Source organism: Stenotrophomonas sp. P5_A9 (assembly GCF_056400525.1).
The window spans coordinates 15,680-36,057 of the sequence record NZ_JBFULC010000030.1; the positions used below are offsets into that span (position 1 = coordinate 15,680).

Genomic DNA, 20,378 nt, shown 5'->3' on the forward strand with positions numbered 1-20,378 from the left:
AGCCCCCATGGCCACCGATACCCTCGACACCGTCGCCGCCGGCGATACCCCCAACCGCGAGATCCATGAGCAGCTCGGCCGCAAGTACGCCGCCGGCTTCATCACGGACATCGAATCGGACTCGCTGCCGCCTGGCCTGGACGAGGACACCATCCGTGCCCTGTCGGCCAAGAAGGAAGAGCCCGAATGGATGACGCAGTGGCGCCTGGAGGCCTACCGTCACTTCCTGACGATGCCGATGCCGGACTGGGCCAAGCTGGAGATCGCCGCGATCGACCTGCAGGCGCTCAGCTACTACTCCGCGCCCAAGGGCCCCAAGTACGCCTCGCTCGATGACGTGCCCAAGGAGCTGCTGGACACCTACGACAAGCTGGGCGTGCCGCTGCACGAGCGCGCCAAGCTGGCCGGCGTGGCCGTGGATGCGGTGTTCGACTCGGTCTCGGTCGGCACCACCTTCCGCAAGGAACTGGCCGAGAAGGGCGTGATCTTCTGCTCGATGTCCGAAGCCATCAAGGAACACCCGGAACTGGTCAAGCAGTACCTGGGTACGGTGGTGCCGGTCGGCGACAACTACTTCGCCGCGTTGAATTCGGCGGTGTTCTCCGACGGCAGCTTCGTGTTCATCCCCAGGGGCGTGCGTTGCCCGATGGAACTGAGCACCTACTTCCGCATCAACGCCGGCCACACCGGCCAGTTCGAGCGCACCCTGATCATCTGCGAGGACAAGGCGTACGTGTCCTACCTGGAAGGCTGCACCGCGCCGATGCGCGATGAGAACCAGCTGCACRCCGCGGTGGTCGAGCTGGTCGCGCTGGACGATGCCGAGATCAAGTACTCCACGGTGCAGAACTGGTACCCGGGCGATGAGAACGGCGTGGGCGGTATCTACAATTTCGTCACCAAGCGTGCCGAATGCCGTGGCGCGCGCAGCAAGGTGACCTGGACCCAGGTGGAAACCGGCTCGGCGATCACCTGGAAGTACCCCTCCTGCGTGCTGCTGGGCGACGACTCGGTGGGCGAGTTCCACTCGGTCGCGCTCACCCATCATCGCCAGCAGGCCGACACCGGCACCAAGATGATCCACATCGGCAAGCGAACCAAGAGCAAGATCGTCAGCAAGGGCATCAGCGCCGGTCGCGGCCAGAACACCTACCGTGGCTTGGTCAAGGTCGACCGCAACGCCGACGGCGCGCGCAATTACACCCAGTGCGATTCGCTGCTGATCGGCAAGAAGTCCGGCGCGCATACCTTCCCGTACATCGAGGTCAAGAACCCGAGTGCGACGGTGGAGCACGAGGCGACCACCTCCAAGATCTCCGACGACCAGCTGTTCTATTGCCGCGCACGCGGCATCGACCAGGAAAACGCCGTGTCGATGATCGTCGACGGCTTCTGCAAGCAGGTCTTCCGCGAGCTGCCGATGGAGTTCGCGGTGGAAGCCAAGAAGCTGCTGGAAGTCTCGCTGGAAGGGTCCGTGGGTTAACCCCACAGCCGCCTTCGTTTGAATTTTTCAGCCACGCATGGCGTGGCTCTACCCCGGATTCGTATCATGCTGAAGATCGACAACCTCCACGCCCGCATCGGCGACAAGGACATCCTCAAGGGCCTCTCGCTCGGCGTGAAGCCGGGCCAGGTGCACGCCATCATGGGCCCCAACGGCGCCGGCAAGTCCACCCTGGGCAACGTGCTCGCCGGTCGCGAAGGCTATGACGTCAGCGCCGACAGCGTGCAGTTCGAAGGCCGCGACCTGCTGGACCTGGCGCCGGAAGAACGCGCCGCCGCCGGCCTGTTCCTGGCCTTCCAGTACCCGGTGGAAATCCCCGGCGTGAACAACACCTACTTCCTGCGCGCCGCGCTCAATGCCCAGCGCAAGGCGCGTGGCGAGGAAGAACTGGATTCAATGCAGTTCCTCAAGCTGGTGCGCCAGAAGCTGGCCGTGCTGCACCTGAAGGACGAGCTGCTGCACCGTGGCGTCAACGAAGGCTTCTCCGGTGGCGAGAAGAAGCGCAACGAGATCTTCCAGCTGGCCGTGCTCGAGCCCAAGCTGGCGATCCTGGATGAAACCGACTCCGGCCTGGACATCGATGCGCTCAAGAGCGTGGCCGACGGCGTCAACGCGCTGCGCTCGCCGGACCGCTCGTTCATCGTGATCACCCATTACCAGCGCCTGCTGGACTACATCAAGCCGGACGTGGTGCACGTGCTGGCCGACGGCAAAATCGTGCAGACCGGTGGCCCGGAGCTGGCGCTGGAACTGGAAGCCCACGGCTACCACTTCCTGAAAGATCGCGTCGTTCCCGAGGCAGCGGTCTGATGAGCGTCCTGCTGGATTCCCTCGCCAGCGGCTTCTGCGGCAGCGACGCGCGTCGTGCCGAACTGGATGCCGCCCTGCAGGCCGGCCTGCCCGGCCCGCGTACCGAAGCCTGGAAGTACACCTCGCTGCGCCAGCTGGAGCGTCGCAGCTTCAGCCCCGCGCCGCTTGCGGCCGCCGAGGTCGATGCTGCGCTGCTGGCCGACATCCCGTCGCCGCGCCTGGTGTTCGTCAACGGCCGCCCGTCCGATGCACTGAGCGACCTGGGCGCGCTGCCCGCCGGCGTGCAGTTGCAGACGCTGTCCTCGGCACTGGCCGCCGGCGATGAAGCCCTGCGCTTCCTCGGCCGTCGTTTCGAGCGCAGCGAAGAAGTGTTCGCCCGCCTCAACGCCGCCCTTGCCGACGAAGGCGTGCTGGTGCGCGTGGACGAAGCTGCGAAGATCGACCTGCCGCTGCAGCTGGTGTTTGTCAGCGTGGCCGGCAGCGCCGACCTGGCCTGGCACCACCGCCACCTGATCGAGCTGCGCAGCGGCGCCGCGCTCGGCGTGGTCGAACATCACCTGCACGTCGGCGATGCCGCGCACCTGGGCAACACCCTGGTGCACGTGCACCTGGCCCAGGACGCCGTGCTCTCGCATGCCCGCGTGCAGGCCGACGCCACCCGCGCCACCAGCCTGCTGCGTACCGATGCCGTGCTGGCCCGCAACGCGCAGTACCGTCGCATCGACCTGGAACTGGGCGCCGCGCTCAGCCGCCACGAGTTCAACGTGCGCCTGGAAGGCGACAACGCCCAGTTGACTGCCAACGGCGTGCTGCTCGGCAATGGCCGTCGCCACGTCGACACCCGCTTGGGCATCGAGCACATCGCGCGCGATACCGCCTCGGAAATGGTGTGGCGTGGCGTCGCCGCCAACCGCAGCCGGGTGGTCTTCCACGGCGGCATCCACATCCGCGCCGGCGCCGATGGCACCGATGCCAACCTGTCCAACAAGAACCTGCTGCTGTCGGCCGACGCGGAGATCGATACCCAGCCCACGCTGGTGATCGACGCCGACGAAGTGAAGGCCGCGCACGGCGCCACCGTTGGCCAGCTGGACACCAATGCGCTGTTCTACCTGCGCTCGCGCGGCCTGCCCGCCGACCAGGCCCAGCAGCTGCTCAGTGCCGCGTTCTGCCATGAACCGCTGAACGCGCTCGACGCACGCCTGACCGAACAGCTGCGCCGCCAGCTCGACCTGGCCCTGGCACGGGCAGGCGTGGCATGAACCTGTCCACCCCGCGCCCGGCGGCCGATACCGTGGCGGCCCCGGACTGGGATCGCGTGCGCCTGGATTTCCCGCTGTTGATGCGCGAAGTGCACGGCAAGCCGCTGGTCTATTTCGACAACGCCAACACCGGCCAGAAGCCGGTGCAGGTGATCGGCGCGGTGGACGAGTTCTACCGCCGCTACAACGCCAACGTCAGCCGCGCCGTGCATGCCCTGGGCACCGAGGCCACCGACGCCTACGAGGGCGCACGCAACAAGCTCGCGCGCTTCCTCAACGTGCGCCCCAGCGAGCTGGTGCTATGCAGCGGCACGACCTTCGCGATCAACCTGGTCGCGTACTCGTGGGCGCTGCCGCGGCTGAAGGCCGGTGATGTCATCCTGGTCTCGCGCATGGAGCACCACGCCAACATCGTGCCGTGGCAGCTGGTCGCCGAGCGCACCGGCGCCACCCTCCGCGTGGCCGAGATCACCCCCGACGGTGCGCTCGACCTGGACGCCCTGCGTCGTGCCATGACCGCCGAGGTCAAGCTGCTGGCCGTGGCCCACGTCTCCAACGTGCTCGGCACGGTCAACCCGGTGCGCGAGATCTGCCGTGAAGCACGCAAGCGCGGCATCATCACCGTGGTCGACGGCTCCCAGGCCGTGCCGCACCGCAAGGTCGACGTGGCCGCCATCGGTTGCGACTTCTACGCCATCACCGGGCACAAGATGTGCGGCCCGACCGGCACCGGCGCGCTGTGGGCCCGCCGCGAACACCTCGACGCGATGCCGCCGTTCATCGGTGGCGGCGAGATGATCAAGGAAGTGAGCTTCGAGGGCACCGTGTTCAACGATGCCCCGCACAAGTTCGAAGCCGGCACCCCGAACATTGCCGGCTTCATCGGCCTGGGCGTAGCGGTGGACTACCTCGAATCCCTCGGCCTGGCGCACGTGGAAACCCGCGAAGCCGAGCTGCTGGCGCACTTCACCGAAGAGCTCAACAAGATTGACGGCCTGCGCATCTTCGGCACCACGCCGCACAAGGCGGCCGTGGTTTCCTTCCTGATCGAAGGCGCGCACGCGCACGACCTGGCCACCCTGCTCGACCTGGAAGGCGTGGCCATCCGCTCGGGGCAGCACTGCGCTCATCCGCTGCTGCAGTACTACGGCGTGGCCGCGACCTGCCGTGCCTCGCTGGCGTTCTACAACACGCATGAGGAGATCGAGCGCTTCATCGTGGCCTTGAACAAGGTGCGCAAGCTGCTGGGGTGAGGTGCAACACCCCCTTGGCAGCGAAACGCCGTGGCTTGCCACGGCGTTTTTGTTTTCCGGGTGGCCAGGCCGTTGGATCACGGCTGACTGCGCGAGGCCGTCCCGGCGCAGTCGCGCGGAACATGTCCCGCCAGCTCACGCGGCATTCCGCAGCGCCGCCCCGCTTCCCACGGTGCCCGACGACCGTTCGGCGCCCGTGGAACGGCGTTCCCGGTCGAATTCTTCATGCGCTGACGCGCAGCCCTATTCGGCCCGCGTGGCTTCCATCTGTACGTGGGCGATCTGGTCGGCCAACAACTGCGCCGAGGGATCGACCACGCTCGCCCGCTTCGCCGACGCCAACGCGTCCTCCAGCAACTGCGCACGCACCTTCGGGTCCTGCTCTTCCCGTGACGCGGCGAAGCACCACGCGGCGTGGTGGTACAACTCCGACGGATCCCCCAGTTTCCGCGCCCGCACCCGCCACGGACCTGCCAGCCCGTCCACGTCGCCGCTGGCTTCGTAGTGCGAGATCAGCCGCTTGATGGCGTGGAGGTCGCCACCCTGGGCTTTGGCCAGAACCTGCGCGGTCTGTTCCGGAGAAAGATAGGTCCCGCTGGACGTCGTCGACCCTCGACATGCGGCCAGCAGAAAAAACACCGCGCACGGCAGTACGCACAGCATCAGAAACTGTTTCATGGAAAGCACCAGCGAAGATTGGGGGAGGAAGACGCGCTGCTCGGCTGTCACCACGGCAACGGCGCGGACCCTGTCATGCATCGCACTGTTGCGAACATTGCGACGCAATCGCAGGAGACGCAGGTCATCCTAGGCTGCATTCCGATAGGTAACCAACGCAGTGTTTCGATGATTCTGCGCGTGGCGATTCACGCTGTCGCATGCAAACGTTTACATCCAACATCATTTCAATGGATGCGTTTGCTGCGGACGACTTGTCGGTCAAATCACTCCATGACGGTTAGCAAACAAGTCGCTTTACGACGTCGTCATCCAGTCTCGGCGCGATGCCAAGATAAACCCCGTGTCGCGACGGGCCAGTTCAAGACAAAACACATCGTGAAGGTGGTCATCGAGATCGGCATGTATCGCATCGCTGGCATTCTCCAGTCGGATCAGACCGGTCAAATCCGGCCCGTCTCAGAGCTGTGCTGGCAATTGCAGACGGACAGGAGACATAAACAGCGTTGTCGTTTCGCTGCGTCGCTCACCGCCAGCGGATCGCGACGCCGCATTGCGGGTTGCCGAGCATGGCTCGGCACTACCAATCCTACGATTCGACGATCCTACGATCCGGCGATCCGGCGATCCGGCGATCCGGCGATCCGGCGATTCGACGATCCGCCGTTCCGCCGCTTGCCGTTCCGCCGCTTGCCGTTCCGCCGCTTGCCGTTCCGCCGCTTGCCGTTCCGCCGAGTGCCGCTCCGCGATTGCCGATCACCGGTCCCCCGATAGCGGCCAGCCAACCGCCCGTCGCCTCCTCCTGCCTCGCCCTGCCTCCCCTGCCCCCTCCCCGCCACCGCCCACCCCGCCTAGAATGTGCCCATGAGCACCCTGACCTTCCGATCGGCCACCGCTGCCGACATCCCCGCCCTGATTGCCCTGGTCACCTCGGCCTATCGCGGCGACGCCAGCCGTGCCGGCTGGACCACCGAAGCCGACCTGCTGGATGGGGCGCGCATCGATGCCGAAAGCCTGCAGGCCGATCTGGCGCGCCCGCGTTCCACCATCCTGTTGGCCGAGCGCGATGGCCAGCTGCTGGCCTGCGCGCACGTGGCCGACGACCGCGGCAAGGGGTACTTCGGCATGTTCTCGGTCGATCCGGCCCAGCAGGGCGGCGGCATCGGCAAGGTGATGATCGATGCGGCCGAGGCCCACGCCGCGCGCGAATGGGGCGTGCCGGTGATGCAGATGACGGTGATCGACGTGCGCGAGGAACTGATCGCCTTCTACGAGCGCCGCGGCTACGTGCGCACCGGGATCAAGAAGCCGTTCCCGTACGGCGACGCGCGCTTCGGCACGCCCAAGCGCGACGACCTGCGCTTCGAGATCCTGGAAAAGCCGCTGGCGGTCCAGGCGTGAGCGAGACCTGGACCTTCGTCTGCGCCAGCGCCGAGCTGCTGGCCGGGGAAATGAAGAGCACCTTCGACGAGGTCACCGGCACCCCGATCGTGGTGTTCAACCTGGACGGCGAGCTCTACGCGCTCGAAGACCAGTGCACCCACGATGAGTTCGAGCTGTCCTCGGGCACGTTCGACACCGCCGAGGCCAGCATCGAGTGCGTGCTGCACGGAGCGCGTTTCGATATCCGCGACGGCCGCGCCCTGTGCGCCCCGGCCTACTCTCCGGTGGCCAAGTTCCCGGTCAAGCGCGAACACGACGGGGTCTGGACCCGCGACGACCGCGACTGAACGCCCGGCGTTTTGAAAATGCGAATTGCTAGCATTACCATGTGCACCGCGGCCGCCTGGCCGCGCCTGCCTGGTCGCCCGTGTCTCTCACCCGTTCCGCCATCGATGTTGTCGCCCTGTGGGCCGCGTTCTGCGTGGTGCTGCTGGCCGCCGGTTGGCTGAATACGGGCGCCACCCGCGGCGTGCAGGACGGTCCTGGGCCGCTTGCGCAGCAGGTTGAAGCCGCCGCGATGGCCACCGACACCGGCCAGAAAGCGCCTTCGCTGCCCTGCCCTGATGCGCCGGCCAGCGAAAACAGCGCCAAAAGCGACGCGAGTGCCGATACCGAGCCCGGGAGCGCTGCCGCACTGTTCCCGCTGCGCCGCAACGCGTGGGTAGCAGCGATTCCGCTATGGCCTGCCGATGCACTGCGCTGGCAGCGGATGGAGCCTTCGCTGCGCCTCAACCCGGGCCACGCCCCTCCCACCGCCTGATCCCCGCCGCACGCCCCGCGTGACGGCCCCGCCCTGTCTGCGCCTGCGCAGCCAGCGGCCCTGCCTGTTCGTTTGTTCGCTTTCCCGACCTTCCCACCCGCTCGCCGCCGTGACCGCCTGCCGGTCCGCCCTTGCCCGTACGTCCAGGACCTCCCATGACCGTTCGCCCGACCCCGTTGTCGTCCGCCCTGCTGCTGGCCATTGCCGCCCCCGCCATCGCCCATGCCGACACCGACACCGCCGCCGAGCCGCAGCGCGCGACCGAACTGGACGGCGTGGACGTGCACGGCGAGCGCGTGCGCGCGCAGTCGTCCAAGTTCACCGCGCCGCTGCTGGATACGCCCAAGTCGGTCAGCGTGATCTCCCAGCAGGTGATCGAGCAGACCGCGGCCACCACGCTGCTGGACGCGCTGCGCACCGTGCCGGGCATTACCTTCGGTGCCGGCGAAGGCGGCAACCCGACCGGCGACCGTCCCTTCATCCGCGGCTTCGATTCGGCCTCGGACATCTACGTGGACGGCCTGCGCGATGCCGGCAGCCAGACCCGCGAGGTGTTCGCGATCGAGCAGATCGACGTGGTCAAGGGCCCCAGCTCGGCCTACTCCGGTCGCGGTTCGGCCGGCGGCACCATCAGCCTGGTCAGCAAGACCCCGAAGCTGGACAACTTCGTGCAGGGCTCGCTGGCCGCCGGTACCGACAACTACTACCGCGGCACGCTGGACGCCAATCAGGTCATCGGCGACGGCATCGCCGCGCGCGTGAACCTCATGAAGCACGAGGCCGACGTGGCCGGCCGTGATGAAGTCAACAGCAGCCGCTGGGGCATCGCGCCGTCGCTGGCGTTCGGGCTCAACGGTCCGACCCAGGGGGTGATCAGCCACTACCACATGGAAACCGACGACCTGCCCGACGCCGGCGGCTTCCCGTACAGCAACCCGTTCACCAGCGGCGCCAACCTGGCGCTCAACGGCGACGGCAGCCCGATCGTGACCAACCGCGACGCGTTCTACGGCCTGGTCGACCGTGACTTCCAGAAGACCCGCGCCGACATCACCACCTTGAACCTGTCGCATGATTTCGGTGGCATCGTGCTGCGCAACATCACCCGCTACGGTGATACCCGCAACGATTACCTGTGGACCCAGCCGGACGACAGCAAGGGCAATCCGAACCTGTACGGCACGGTCTGGCGCCGCACCAACTCGCGCGCCACGCAGACCGACAGCTTCATCAACCAGACCAGCGTGACCGGCGAGATCGAGACCGGCCCGCTGCGCCACAGCTTCAACGCCGGCGTGGAATACAGCAGCGAGAAGACCGTGCGCGGCAACTACCTGATCGGCGAGGTGCGTCGCCCGAACGGACAGACCACCGGCGGCACCAACAACCCGATCACCGGCAACCAGAGCTGCCCGACGACCGGCGCGGCCACCGGCTACAACTGCACCGACCTGACCAACCCGAACCCGAACGATCCGTGGGCGTCGCTGCACACCGTGACCCGCAGCAACCCCGCCAATGACGTGCGCCAGACCACGCGCACGAAGTCGGCGTACGTGTTCGACACCATCAGCTTCAGCGAGCAGTGGATGCTCAACCTGGGCGCGCGCTTCGACGACTACAGCACCCACCAGTTCAACCCGACGGCCGCAGCCAACCTGCAGCACCTGCGCAACGACACCTCGTTCTGGAACGGCCAGGCCGGGCTGGTCTTCAAGCCGGTGGAAAACGGCAGCATCTACCTGTCCTGGGGCACCTCCTCCACCCCGGTGGGCACCGACGGCGGTGATGGCGCCGATGGCATCAGCGCCACCATCCAGGATCTCAAGCCGCAGCGCAGCCGCAACATCGAACTGGGCACCAAGTGGGACCTGTTCGATGCGCGCCTGTCGCTGACCGGTGCGATCTTCGAAACCGAGATGACCAACGCGCGCGTCACCAGCGATGCGGGCACCACCCAGAACGCGGGCAGCAAGAAGGTCAAGGGCGCCGAGATCGGCTTCAGCGGCACGATCGTGCAGGGCTGGCAGGTGTTTGGTGGCTATACCTACCTGGACGCGGTAGTCGAGGACAACGGCTTTGCCCTGGTCAACGGGGTGTACGTGCCCTCGCCGTTCAACGGCAACCAGTTCCCCAACACCGCCAAACACAGCGCCAGCCTGTGGACCACCTGGGCGCCGTCGTTCGTCGAAGGCCTCAGCCTGGGCGCCGGCGCGAACTACGTGGACAAGGTCTACGGCAACGTCAACAACACCAAGTGGGTGCCGTCCTACATCCGCTGGGATGCGATGGTGGGCTACGCCTTCAGCGAGCGCTACAGCCTGCAGTTGAACGTGCAGAACCTGACCAACAAAACCTACTTCACCAAGGCGTACGCTTCGCACTACGCTGCCATCGCGCCGGGTCGTTCGGCCACGCTGGCCTTCAACTTCACGTTCTAAGCGATACGCTCCCTCCCGCGCTCCGGTGCGGGAGGGGCTGGAGCCGATCATGCTGCTGCACATCCCCGACGTCCTCAGCGCCGAGCAGGTCACCCTGGCCCGCAAGCAGCTGGCCACCGCCGGCTGGACCGACGGACGGCTGACCGCGGGCTACCAGTCCGCGCAGGCCAAGCACAACCTGCAGCTGCCCGAGTCCGACCCGGCCGCGCGCGCGGTGGGTTCGACCATCCTGGATGCGCTCGGGCGCAACAGCAGCTTCTTTTCGGCCGCCCTGCCGCGACGGATCTTTCCGCCGCTGTTCAACTGCTACCAGCCCGGCCAGACCTTCGGCTTCCACATCGACAACGCGGTGCGCTACGACTACAGCGTGGCCGGGCAACCGCAACCGGTGCGCACCGATGTGTCGGCGACCTTGTTCCTGAGCGATCCGGACGAGTACGAAGGCGGCGAACTGGTCATCGAGGACACCTTCGGCACCCAGCGGGTGAAGCTGCCCGCCGGGCACATGGTGCTGTACCCCGGCACCAGCCTGCACCAGGTCACTCCGGTCACCGCCGGGACGCGACTGGCCTCGTTCTTCTGGATCCAGAGCATGCTGCGCGACGACGGGCAGCGCCGCCTGATGTGGGACATGGACAACGCGATCCGGCGCCTCACCCACGACCACCCCGACCATCCCGCGCTGGTGAACCTTACCGGCGTGTATCACAACCTGCTGCGGCAGTGGGCTGATGTCTGAGCCGACCCCGCCCGCACTGGATGCCACCGCGCTGGCCGCGCAGCTGCAGCACGACCCCACCGCCGCACTTGCCACGCTGATCCCGATCGCCCAACGCGGCGACGTGCAGGCGCAGTTCCTGCTCGGCCAGGCCTGCATGGAAGGCCGCGGCATCCCGCAGGATCCGGCCGCCGCCGTGCTCTGGTTCGAGCGCGCCGCCAACGGCGGGCTGGGCATCGCCATGAACATGCTCGGGCGCTGCCATGAGCTGGGCAGCGGCACCGTGCAGAACCTGGAACTGGCGGCGGTGTGGTATCGCAAGGCGGCCGACAGCGGCCTGGACTGGGGGATATACAACCTGGCCAACCTGCTGGGCACCGGCCGCGGCGTCCTCCGCGACGACCGCGCCGCGTTTGCGCTGTACCTGCGGGCCGCGCAACTGGGCCATGCCAAATCGATGAACCTGGTCGGCCGCTGCCTGGAAGACGGCATCGGCGTGGCGGCGGATCCGGCCGCGGCACCGGCGTGGTACCTGCGCTCGGCCGAAGCCGGCGACTTCCGCGGCCAGACCAGCCATGCTTCGGTGTTGCTGGCGGCGGGTCAGGTCGATGCAGCCACGGCGTGGCTGAAACGCGCACTGGCCCATGGCAGCCCATCATTCCTTGCCCACCTCCGCCCGACCCTCGCGGCCTCGCCGCATGCCGCGTTGCGGGCGCTGGTCGATCCGCCTTCGGCGCCGTAGATCGTTACCCAGCCATTCGCAAATCATTCCTATTTGCGTCCGCGAACGGATCTCACTACACTCCGCCGCGTCATCGAGGTCCGCTCGTGATCGGGAGCGTCATGTTCCCCACCCAACACGCTTGAGCAGGGATTCCGTCTTGCGCCACCCGCACCGCCTTCGCAACTTCGCCCCCGCCGTGCGCGGGCAGCGTCCGGCGTTGGCGAGCGTGCTGGCATGGCTGGGCCTGCTGGCGATGCTGTTCACCGCCCTGCCGGTGCTGGACCGGGCGTTGCCGGGCAGTGCCGCGCTGGTACTGCAGCTGCCGGCCGAAGAACGTCGCGGTGGCGGTGAAACCACGCCGCAGGAAGAAGTAGCGGCCAAACCGCGTCGGCTCACCAGCGTGCGTCCGGCCAACACCCCGCCACCGTTGCCGCCGGCCTTGCCCGACGCGCTGGACCGGTTGCTGGCGACCTGGGTCGACCTGCCGCCGCAGGTGGCCCCGTCGGTGGATTCGGCGCCTGCCATTCCGCTGCCGGCTGCGCCCGGCCTGCGCGTTCAACGCGGACAAGCCCCACCGCAGGGCTGATTCCGACACGCGCGTCGCGGTAGTGACGCGCCCCCCGTCGATGGCGACACCTGCCTGTTCCCGGGCACTTCCCTGATTCCTGCAGCGCTGCGACCGCCGGTCGTGGCGTCCCGCGTTCGTCTTTCCTTTTCGAGGTTACCCCCATGGCCCAACGCCATCGTCGTCGCATGTCCCTGTCCCGCCACGCCCTGAGCCTGGCCCTGCTCGGCGCGATCAGCGCGCCCGCCTTCGCCAACGGCGACGCCGCCGCACCGACCACGCTGGACAAGGTCGTGGTCACCGCCGCCGGCTTCGAACAGAAAATCACCGACGCCCCGGCCAGCATCAGCGTGGTCAGTCGCCAAGAGCTGAGCAAGCGGCCCTACACCAGCCTGGTCGACGCGCTGCGCGACGTGGAAGGCATCGATGTGGGCATGGAAACCACCGACAAGAACGGCCGCGCCACCCTCTCCATGCGCGGCATGCCGTCGGAGTACACCCTGGTGCTGATCGACGGTCGCCGCCAGAGCAACGTCGGCCAGCTCTACCCGAACAACTTCGGCGGCGGCCAGTTCTCCTACCTGCCGCCGCTGGATGCGATCGAGCGCATCGAAGTGGTGCGTGGCCCGATGTCCACCCTGTACGGGTCGGACGCGATGGGCGGGGTGATCAACATCATCACCCGGCGCAACCAGGACAGTTGGCACGGCTCGCTCACCCAGGGCGCCACCGTGCAGCAGGACGACCAGTTCGGCGATGCGCGCACCACCGATGTGTACCTGACCGGACCGCTCGTCAAAGATCGCCTGGGCCTGGCGGTGCGTGGCAGCTACTACGACGCCAAGGCCTCCAACCCGGAATGGGACGACCTGCCGCTGCCGGACGGCACGCTGTGGGAGCGCAGCATCGGCTTCGGTGGCGGCGGCAAGGCGGTGGCCAATACCAACTGGAACACCGGCGTGCGCGTGAACTGGACGATCAACGACGATCACGACCTGACCCTGGACTACGACGTGTCGCGGCAGAAATACGACAACAGCCAGGGCCAGACCGGCACCCTGGACAGCCTGGCCAGCCTGTGGCGCGTCGGCAACGCCACGGTTCCCCATCCGAACGGCACCGGCACCCTCACCCGCCGCGTAGTTCAGCCGCGCGTGGGTTATACCGCCTACCAGCGCTACGAGCGCGACCAGCTGGCGCTGAGCCATCAGGGCCGCTACACATTCGGCACCTGGCAGACCACGCTGACCCACACCATCAGCAACAACCTCGGCCGTTCGCTGCCATTGACGCTGGACGAACGCGATGACCTGCAGACGCTGTGGAACGACGTCTGCCGTCGCACCGGCGCCGCCGCCAACTGCGCGGCCGGCCGCGGCAACGCGCTGAGTGCGCTCAATGCCAGCGAGCAGGCACGCCTGCAGGCATTCCTGCCGCGCCCGCTGCGCACGATGGAGCTGGAAGGCTACGTGCTGGACACGATGCTGGACATGACCTTCGGCGCGCACAAGCTGACCGTGGGCGGCCAATACAACGACACCGACATGGTCGACGGCGTGTTCGGCATGGACGGCGCCGGCTACCGCGCCAACGTGAAGCAGCAGCATCGGATGTGGTCGGTGTTCGCCGAGGACAACTGGTCGTTGACCGATACGCTCACCGCTACGGTGGGCGTGCGTTATGACGACCACAACATCTTCGGCAGCCACGTCAGTCCGCGCGGATACCTGGTGTGGAACGCCAGCGATGCATGGACGATCAAGGGCGGCGTGAGCACCGGCTACAAGACCCCGCGCCCCGACCAGCTGTTCCCGGGGGTGACCGGCTTCGGCGGCCAGGGCGTGCTGCCGTTGGTGGGTTCGCCGAACCTGAAGCCGGAAACCAGCACCAACTATGAGATCGCGACGTACTACGAGGGCGCGCAGTGGGGCTTCAACGTGACCGGCTTCCTCAACAAGTTCGACGACAAGATCGCCAGCGGCGGCACCTTCCCGAACTGCGAAGTGGCACCGGCCGGCAGTGGCTACTGCGTTGACGTCGGTCCGGGCTGGGCAGCGTTGGGCTACAGCACGTTCGCGCAGAGCGTGAACGTGGACAAGGCCGAGACCAAGGGCATTGAAACGGCCGCTTATGTGGACCTGCTGGACAACCTGCAGCTGCGTGGCAACTACACCTACACGCGCTCCGAGCAGACCAGCGGCGTGGACAAGGGCAAGCCGGTGGGCGGCACCACGACGCCGGCCAGGCACATGGCCAATGCCAGCCTGAACTGGCAGCTCAGCGATGCGGTCAGCCTGTCGTTGATCGGCGAGGGGCGTTACGACCGTTACCGCGACACGCTGCTGAGCAACGTGGGCGGGGTAAACACGTCGCAGGTGCGCTACTACGAGGACTACACGATCTTCCACCTGGGCGGCAGCTGGAACATCAATCCCTGGCTGACGCTCAACGCGCGGGTGAACAACCTGTTCGACAAGGACTTCGTGTCGCAGTCGTGCGTGCTGAGCAGCGACAGCGAGTACAACTGCGTGGACGATTACGCCACCAAGGACCAGCGCCGGAGTTACTGGATCTCGGTGAACGCGAAGTTCTGAGGGCGACGGCAACGGCGGACGGCCTGCGCACTGCGGGGGCGGTGCGGTGGGGGCGGAAGTGGGATCCGGAGCAAGGGCAAGAGCAAGAGCAAGAGCAAGGGCAAGGGCAGGAGCAGGAGCAGGAGCAGGAGCAGCCGAGCATGGCTCGGCTCTACCAGGGCCCGTATATCGGTAGTGCCGAGCCATGCTCGGCAGCCCTCACGAAATAAACTGCAAGGCACCCGCTTTTTACCCATGCCCGCCAGCCCAGCTGCGGATCAGGAAGCGCTCTACGATCCCGCAACCCCGCCCCCACCGCCCCCGGAAAGTTGGCGGGTCGCCGCGTTGAGATCCGGAGCAAGAGCAAGGGCAAGAGCAAGAGCAAGGGCAGGAGCAAGAGCAAGAGCAAGAGCAGGAGCAGGAGCAGGAGCAGCCGAGCATGGCTCGGCWCTACCCGGGGGCCGTGTACCGGTAGTGCCGAGCCATGCTCGGCAGCCCTCAGTAAACAAACTGCGAGGCACCCGCTTTTACCCATATCCGCTGGCCAGCTAAGGATCTGGACGTCCCGCGCTTGCGACGCTCGCCTCCAAGCACAGGAGCCCCGCAAACCCAGAAATTGCGAACCATTCTCATCAATGGTGTAATTCGCCATTCAGTTCCCAGCAGCGTGACCGTGGCCACTCCCTCCTCCAGCGTGCAGCAGCAACAACGTCGTGGCTTCTGGCTGCGCACCCTGCACCAGTGGCACTGGATCAGCTCGGCCGTGTGCCTGATCGGCATGCTCCTGTTTGCCGCCACCGGCATCACCCTCAATCACGCGTCCAGCATCGAAGCCACCCCGAAGGTGGTCAATCGCCAGCTCGAATTGCCCGCCGACCTGCTCGCACAACTTGGCGACCGCACCGACGGCAACGCCCCGATTCCGCGCCCCGCCGCGCGCTGGCTCGATGCGCAGCTGGCCATTTCCGTCGGCGGCCGCCGCGCCGAATGGTCCGAGGGCGAAATCTACCTGTCCATGCCCAGCCCCGGCGGCGACGCCTGGCTCAGCATCGATCGCGACAGTGGCGCGGTCGAATACGAAGCCACCTCGCGCGGCTGGATCTCCTATTTCAACGACCTGCACAAAGGCCGCAACGCCGGACCGGCCTGGGGCTGGTTCCTGGACGTGTTCGCCGTGGCCTGCCTGGTGTTCTGCATCACCGGCCTGTTCCTGCTGCACCTGCATGCCCGCCAGCGTCGCATGACCTGGCCGCTGGTCGGCCTGGGCCTGATGATCCCGCTGCTGATCGCCCTGATCCTGATCCACTGACCCTCCTACCTTGATCGTCCCCCACGGAGCCGCACCATGCGCGTCACCCTGACCATCGCCCTGAGCGGCCTGCTGGCCGCCACCCCGGCCTACGCCGCCACCCTCGACATCAACGTCGAAGTACCCAAGCTCAACGTGGCCGAATATCACCGCCCGTATGTCGCCGTGTGGCTGGAAGGGGCCGACCAGAAAGTGGCCGCCAATCTCTCGGTCTGGTACCAGCAGACCGGCAACAGCGAAGGCCACGGCACCAAGTGGCTGCCCGACCTGCGCCAGTGGTGGCGCAAGAGCGGTCGTACCCTGGACGTGCCCGTGGACGGCGTCACCGGCCCCACCCGCCCGGCCGGCAAGCAGGCGCTGTCGTTCAACGACAAGCAGCCGGCACTGAAAGCCCTCGCCCCGGGCAATTACACTCTGGTGGTCGAAGCGGTGCGCGAAGTCGGCGGCCGCGAACTGCTCAAGATCCCCTTTACCTGGCCGGCCACCACCGTCCAGAACGGCAAAGCCCAAGGCGCCACCGAACTCGGTCTGGTCACCCTCACGGCCAAGCCCTGACTTGTCGCCCGCCCTCACCGTCGGGTTCCCCTCGGGACGTCGCGCAGCGGCGTAGCGTCGGCCTCCGGGCCGATCCCCAGTTCACCGAAGCTGTCCACTACATGGAGTTTTTGATGAAGCGCTCGCTCGTCCTAGCCGCCGCCCTGGCCGCCGCACTTCCGTTCTCCGCCCTGGCCCACAAGGCCTGGCTGCAGCCCTCGCAGACCGTGATTGCCGGTGAGAACCCGTGGATCACCGTCGATGCGGCCGTGTCCAACGACCTGTTCTACTTCAACCACGTGCCGCTGCGCCTGGACAGCCTGGTCATCACCGCGCCGGACGGCAGCACCGTGCAGCCGCAGAACGCGTCCACCGGCAAGTACCGCAGCGTCTTCGACGTGGAACTGACCCAGCAGGGCACCTACCGCCTGGCCTCGGTCAGCAGCGGCCTGTCGGCCAGCTGGGAAGAAGCCGGCAAGCCCAAGCGCTGGCGCGGCACCCCGGCCACCTTCGCCACCGAAGTGCCGAAGAAAGCCAAGAAGCTGCAGGTGTCGCAGTCGGTCAACCGCATCGAGACCTTCGTCACCAACGGCACCCCGAACGCCACCGCGCTGGCCCCCACCAAGCAGGGCATCGAGCTGGTCGCTCTGGGTCACCCCAACGACCTGGCCGCCGGCGAAGCGGCAAGCTTTCGCGTGCTGGTCGATGGCAAGCCGCGCGCCGGCCTGGCGTTCGAGATCACCCGCGGCGGCACGCGTTACCGCAACGCCCAGAATGAGATCAAGGTGAGCACCGACAAGAAGGGCGAGTTCACCGTCACCTGGCCCGAAGCCGGCATGTACTGGCTGGAAACCAGCAGCGAAGACAAGAAGACCTCGCTGAAGCAGGCCAAGACCCGTCGCCTGAACTACGTCGCCACGCTGGAAGTGCTGCCGCAGTAATCGCCCAAGGCGTTCACCGCCGCGCAGGTCACGTCCAGCCTGCGCGGTTGCCACGCCCCCTTCAGCATGGAGGGGGCCTTTCACCAGACCCTTATCGGCAATCGGGCCGACCGTGCCCGCCATGCCCACCCCATGAACAACACGGATTTCGACATCGCCAGCCTCGGTGGCCACACCATGGGCACCACCTGGCAGGTAAAGCTGGTGGTGGCGCGTACGCGCGATCTGCCTCCGCTGCACACCGGCATCCAGGCCCAGCTCGACGCCATCGTCGCGCAGATGAGCACCTGGGAAGCAGGCAGCGATATCTCACGCTTCAACCGCGCCGACAGCGGCAGCGTACATCCGCTGCCGCCCTTGTTCGCGCAGGTACTCGACGCCGCGCTGGACATCGCCGCGCGCAGCGGCGGTGCCTTCGATCCCACCGTCGGCCCGCTGGTGGCGCTGTGGGGTTTTGGCGCGCACGCCCACGCCCAGCGCATCCCCGATCCGGCGGTGCTCGCGGCCACCCGCGCGCGTTGTGGCTGGCAACGCCTGCTCTGGCGGGACCGCGCGCTGCAGCAACCCGGCGGCGTCGCGCTGGACCTGTCGGCGATCGCCAAGGGCTTCGGCGTGGACCAGGTGGGCCACTGGCTGCGCGAACAGGGCGTACGCGCGGCGCTGGTCGACGTTGGCGGCGAGCTGTACGGCTACGGTCGCAAGCCCGATGGCCAACCGTGGCGCGTGCTGGTGGAAGCCGGCCCGGAAGAAGAGGCCAGTACCGACCTGCCGCCGCGCGTGCTTGGGTTGGATGACCTGGCCGTGGCCACCTCCGGCGACCGCTGGCACCACTTCGAGCAGGACGGCGCGCAGTTCAGTCATACCCTGGACCCACGCAGCGGCGCACCGGTCACCCGTGCCGCCGCAGCCGTCACTGTGGTGGCACGCGATGCGATGCATGCCGACGGCTGGGCCACCGCGCTCACCGTGATGGGCGTCGAGCAGGGGCTGGCGTTCGCGCGCGCGCACGACCTGGCCGTGCGCTTCGTCAGTCGTGGCTCCAATGGCATTGAAGAACACATGAGCCCGGCGTTCGAACGTCTGTTCGATGTGCAGCAGGCGCCGGCCGCATGAGCCGTCCGTCGCGCGCCGTGGTCGGCAACCTGCTGGTGCTCGCCGCGTTGGCGGTGTTGGCGTGGTTGCTGTTGCGCCTGCACCTGCAGAAAGACGGGTGGCAGGGCGCGCCGCTGGCCTCGCACTGGCGCTGGGCAATCGGCAGCGTGCTCGGCTATGCCGCGCTATGCGCGCTGATCTGGTGGCGTGGGCGCCCACGCGACGATGCAGGCAGTGAAGGACAGGCACCGATCCTGCTGGTCTGGGCCAGCCAGACCGGCTTCGCCCAGCAGGTGTGCGCGCGCAGTGCCGAGGCACTGCGCGCGGCCGGCCTGCCGGTACGCATCCGGGGTCTGCACCAGATCGACAGCAACGCGTTGCAGCAGGCGACGCAGGTGTTGTTCGTGGCCAGCACCACCGGTGAAGGCGATGCACCCGATCATGCGCTGCCGTTCCTGCGCACCGTGATGTCGCAGTCGTTGGCGCTGCCCGACCTGCAGTACGGCGTGCTGGCGCTTGGTGACCGCAGTTATGGGCATTTCTGCGCGTTCGGCCATCAGTTGGATACCTGGTTGCGCCGGCAGGGTGCGCACCCGCTGTTCGACACCGTCGAGGTGGACAACGCCGATCCGGCCGCGCTGCGCCACTGGCAGCAGTTGCTTGGCCAACTTGGGGGTACGGCGACCGACCTGCCCGACTGGACCCCGGCCGAGTATCAGCACTGGCAGCTGCGCAGCCGTGCGCTGCAGAATCCCGGGAGCCCTGGCGCGGGCACCTGGGCGGTATCGCTGTTACCGGCCGACGGTGTGCTGCCGGTCTGGCAGGCGGGCGATGTGGTGGAGATCGGTCCACGCCACGCGCCGGCCGCTGTCGAGGCATGGCTGGCCGAGGCCGCATTGGACGGCTCGCAGGTGATCGACGGCGTCGCGTTGCGCGAGCATCTTGCCTGTGCGCACCTGCCGACCGCTGAAGAAACACCGTCCGCCGATGCCGCATTGCTGGTTTCCGCGCTGCGACCGCTGCCCCATCGCGAATACTCCATCGCCAGCATGCCGGTCGAAGGTGACGTGCAGCTGTTGCTGCGCCGCCAGTTGCGTCCCGATGGCACGCCCGGCCTGGGCAGCGGCTGGTTGTGCGATCACGCCGCCCTCGGTGGACGCATCGACCTGCGCTTCCGCAGCAATCCGAATTTCCACGCGCCCGCTACCGACGCACCGCTGATCCTGATCGGCAACGGCACCGGCATCGCCGGCCTGCGCGCGCACCTGCGTGCACGCAGGGATGCCGGCGCGCGGCGCAACTGGCTGCTGTTCGGCGAACGTACCGCTGCGCATGACTTCTACTTCGGCGATGAACTGCAGGCCTGGCAGCAGGCCGGCTGGATCGAGCGTCTGGATACGGTGTTCAGCCGAGACGGCGGCGAGCATCGTTACGTGCAGGACCGGCTGCAGGCCAACATCGACACGCTGTGGCAGTGGGTCCGCGACGGCGCCACGATCCTGGTCTGCGGCAGTCTGCAGGGCATGGCCCCGGCAGTGGACGACGTGATCGAACGCGCACTGGGACGCGAAGGCAAGGAAGCGTTGATCGTGGCCGGCAGGTACCGCCGCGACGTGTATTGAGCGCACCCAGTGCGCCGCAGCCGATAGGGTCGGTTCCCAAACGAACGATGACCGTGATCGGCGCGACACACGCATCATCTCCACCGAAGCCGCCTTCGCCACCGGTCAGGTCGCCACCGAACGTGGCACACGGGTATCGGTGATCGATC

19 protein-coding genes are annotated in these 20,378 nt (G+C 67.3%); 18 read left to right on the plus strand and 1 reads right to left on the minus strand.

The features are described from left to right. The first annotated feature begins 7 nt into the window (after positions 1-7). The 4 genes from sufB (at position 8) to AC1DR7_RS11350 (ending at position 4,829) form a co-directional block, all read left to right on the plus strand. The gene (gene sufB / locus AC1DR7_RS11335; protein WP_478076492.1) at positions 8-1,483 is read left to right on the plus strand and encodes a Fe-S cluster assembly protein SufB; all 1,476 of its coding nucleotides are present in this window, start codon (positions 8-10) and stop codon (positions 1,481-1,483) included. A gap of 66 nt (positions 1,484-1,549) precedes the next feature. Beyond that, positions 1,550-2,314 carry a Fe-S cluster assembly ATPase SufC gene (gene sufC, locus AC1DR7_RS11340; RefSeq protein WP_457319249.1) on the plus strand — a complete coding sequence of 255 codons (765 nt, stop codon included), beginning with the start codon at positions 1,550-1,552 and terminating at the stop codon, positions 2,312-2,314. Further along, positions 2,314-3,576 carry a Fe-S cluster assembly protein SufD gene (gene sufD / locus AC1DR7_RS11345; protein ID WP_256777479.1) on the plus strand — a complete coding sequence of 421 codons (1,263 nt, stop codon included), beginning with the start codon at positions 2,314-2,316 and terminating at the stop codon, positions 3,574-3,576. Before sufC ends, sufD begins: the two co-directional genes overlap by 1 nt. Next, a complete protein-coding gene (locus AC1DR7_RS11350; protein WP_478052866.1) occupies positions 3,573-4,829 on the plus strand; it encodes a cysteine desulfurase in 1,257 nt (418 codons plus the stop codon). The genes sufD and AC1DR7_RS11350 overlap by 4 nt, the downstream gene beginning before the upstream one ends. Positions 4,830-5,072: 243 nt before the next feature. On the opposite strand, the gene AC1DR7_RS11355 is transcribed toward AC1DR7_RS11350, so the two are convergent. After that, entirely contained in the window at positions 5,073-5,507 is a 435-nt protein-coding gene (locus AC1DR7_RS11355) for a hypothetical protein (RefSeq protein WP_478052867.1), read from the minus strand. Positions 5,508-5,582: 75 nt separating this feature from the next. Here AC1DR7_RS11355 and AC1DR7_RS11360 point away from each other — a divergent pair, with 75 nt between their 5' ends. The 14 genes from AC1DR7_RS11360 to AC1DR7_RS11425 all read left to right on the plus strand — a co-directional run bounded on the left by AC1DR7_RS11360 (position 5,583) and on the right by AC1DR7_RS11425 (position 20,229). Beyond that, positions 5,583-6,281, plus strand: a complete 699-nt coding sequence (locus AC1DR7_RS11360) for a hypothetical protein (RefSeq protein WP_478052018.1) — start codon at positions 5,583-5,585, stop codon at positions 6,279-6,281. A gap of 90 nt (positions 6,282-6,371) precedes the next feature. After that, on the plus strand, positions 6,372-6,908 hold the full coding sequence (locus AC1DR7_RS11365; RefSeq protein ID WP_457319436.1) for a GNAT family N-acetyltransferase: 537 nt from the start codon (positions 6,372-6,374) through the stop codon (positions 6,906-6,908). Continuing rightward, entirely contained in the window at positions 6,905-7,237 is a 333-nt protein-coding gene (locus AC1DR7_RS11370) for a non-heme iron oxygenase ferredoxin subunit (RefSeq protein WP_256775751.1), read from the plus strand. Before AC1DR7_RS11365 ends, AC1DR7_RS11370 begins: the two co-directional genes overlap by 4 nt. A gap of 80 nt (positions 7,238-7,317) precedes the next feature. Next, a complete protein-coding gene (locus AC1DR7_RS11375) occupies positions 7,318-7,710 on the plus strand; it encodes a hypothetical protein (RefSeq protein ID WP_457319435.1) in 393 nt (130 codons plus the stop codon). Between the two features lie 155 nt (positions 7,711-7,865). Further along, complete coding sequence (locus tag AC1DR7_RS11380) at positions 7,866-10,151, plus strand: TonB-dependent receptor (RefSeq protein ID WP_457319434.1); 2,286 nt, start codon at positions 7,866-7,868, stop codon at positions 10,149-10,151. Positions 10,152-10,200: 49 nt separating this feature from the next. Further along, the gene (locus tag AC1DR7_RS11385; protein WP_256775748.1) at positions 10,201-10,890 is read left to right on the plus strand and encodes a Fe2+-dependent dioxygenase; all 690 of its coding nucleotides are present in this window, start codon (positions 10,201-10,203) and stop codon (positions 10,888-10,890) included. Further along, positions 10,883-11,611: a tetratricopeptide repeat protein gene (locus tag AC1DR7_RS11390; RefSeq protein WP_457319433.1), complete on the plus strand. Its 729-nt coding sequence runs from the start codon at positions 10,883-10,885 to the stop codon at positions 11,609-11,611. The genes AC1DR7_RS11385 and AC1DR7_RS11390 overlap by 8 nt, the downstream gene beginning before the upstream one ends. A 139-nt stretch (positions 11,612-11,750) precedes the next feature. Continuing rightward, the gene (locus AC1DR7_RS11395) at positions 11,751-12,179 is read left to right on the plus strand and encodes a hypothetical protein (protein ID WP_256775746.1); all 429 of its coding nucleotides are present in this window, start codon (positions 11,751-11,753) and stop codon (positions 12,177-12,179) included. A gap of 143 nt (positions 12,180-12,322) precedes the next feature. Then, positions 12,323-14,752, plus strand: coding sequence for a TonB-dependent receptor domain-containing protein (locus tag AC1DR7_RS11400; protein WP_478051855.1), 2,430 nt, complete (start codon positions 12,323-12,325; stop codon positions 14,750-14,752). A gap of 652 nt (positions 14,753-15,404) precedes the next feature. After that, complete coding sequence (locus tag AC1DR7_RS11405; protein WP_256775744.1) at positions 15,405-16,040, plus strand: PepSY-associated TM helix domain-containing protein; 636 nt, start codon at positions 15,405-15,407, stop codon at positions 16,038-16,040. A 36-nt stretch (positions 16,041-16,076) separates the two neighbouring features. Further along, positions 16,077-16,595 (plus strand): DUF2271 domain-containing protein, encoded by a 519-nt coding sequence (locus tag AC1DR7_RS11410; protein ID WP_457320364.1) that lies wholly within the window; start codon positions 16,077-16,079, stop codon positions 16,593-16,595. A 113-nt stretch (positions 16,596-16,708) separates the two neighbouring features. Then, positions 16,709-17,515 (plus strand): DUF4198 domain-containing protein, encoded by an 807-nt coding sequence (locus AC1DR7_RS11415; RefSeq protein ID WP_256775742.1) that lies wholly within the window; start codon positions 16,709-16,711, stop codon positions 17,513-17,515. Between the two features lie 132 nt (positions 17,516-17,647). Further along, the gene (locus AC1DR7_RS11420; RefSeq protein ID WP_478052868.1) at positions 17,648-18,628 is read left to right on the plus strand and encodes an FAD:protein FMN transferase; all 981 of its coding nucleotides are present in this window, start codon (positions 17,648-17,650) and stop codon (positions 18,626-18,628) included. Beyond that, entirely contained in the window at positions 18,625-20,229 is a 1,605-nt protein-coding gene (locus AC1DR7_RS11425) for a sulfite reductase subunit alpha (protein ID WP_478052012.1), read from the plus strand. The genes AC1DR7_RS11420 and AC1DR7_RS11425 overlap by 4 nt, the downstream gene beginning before the upstream one ends. The last annotated feature ends 149 nt before the right edge of the window (positions 20,230-20,378 follow it).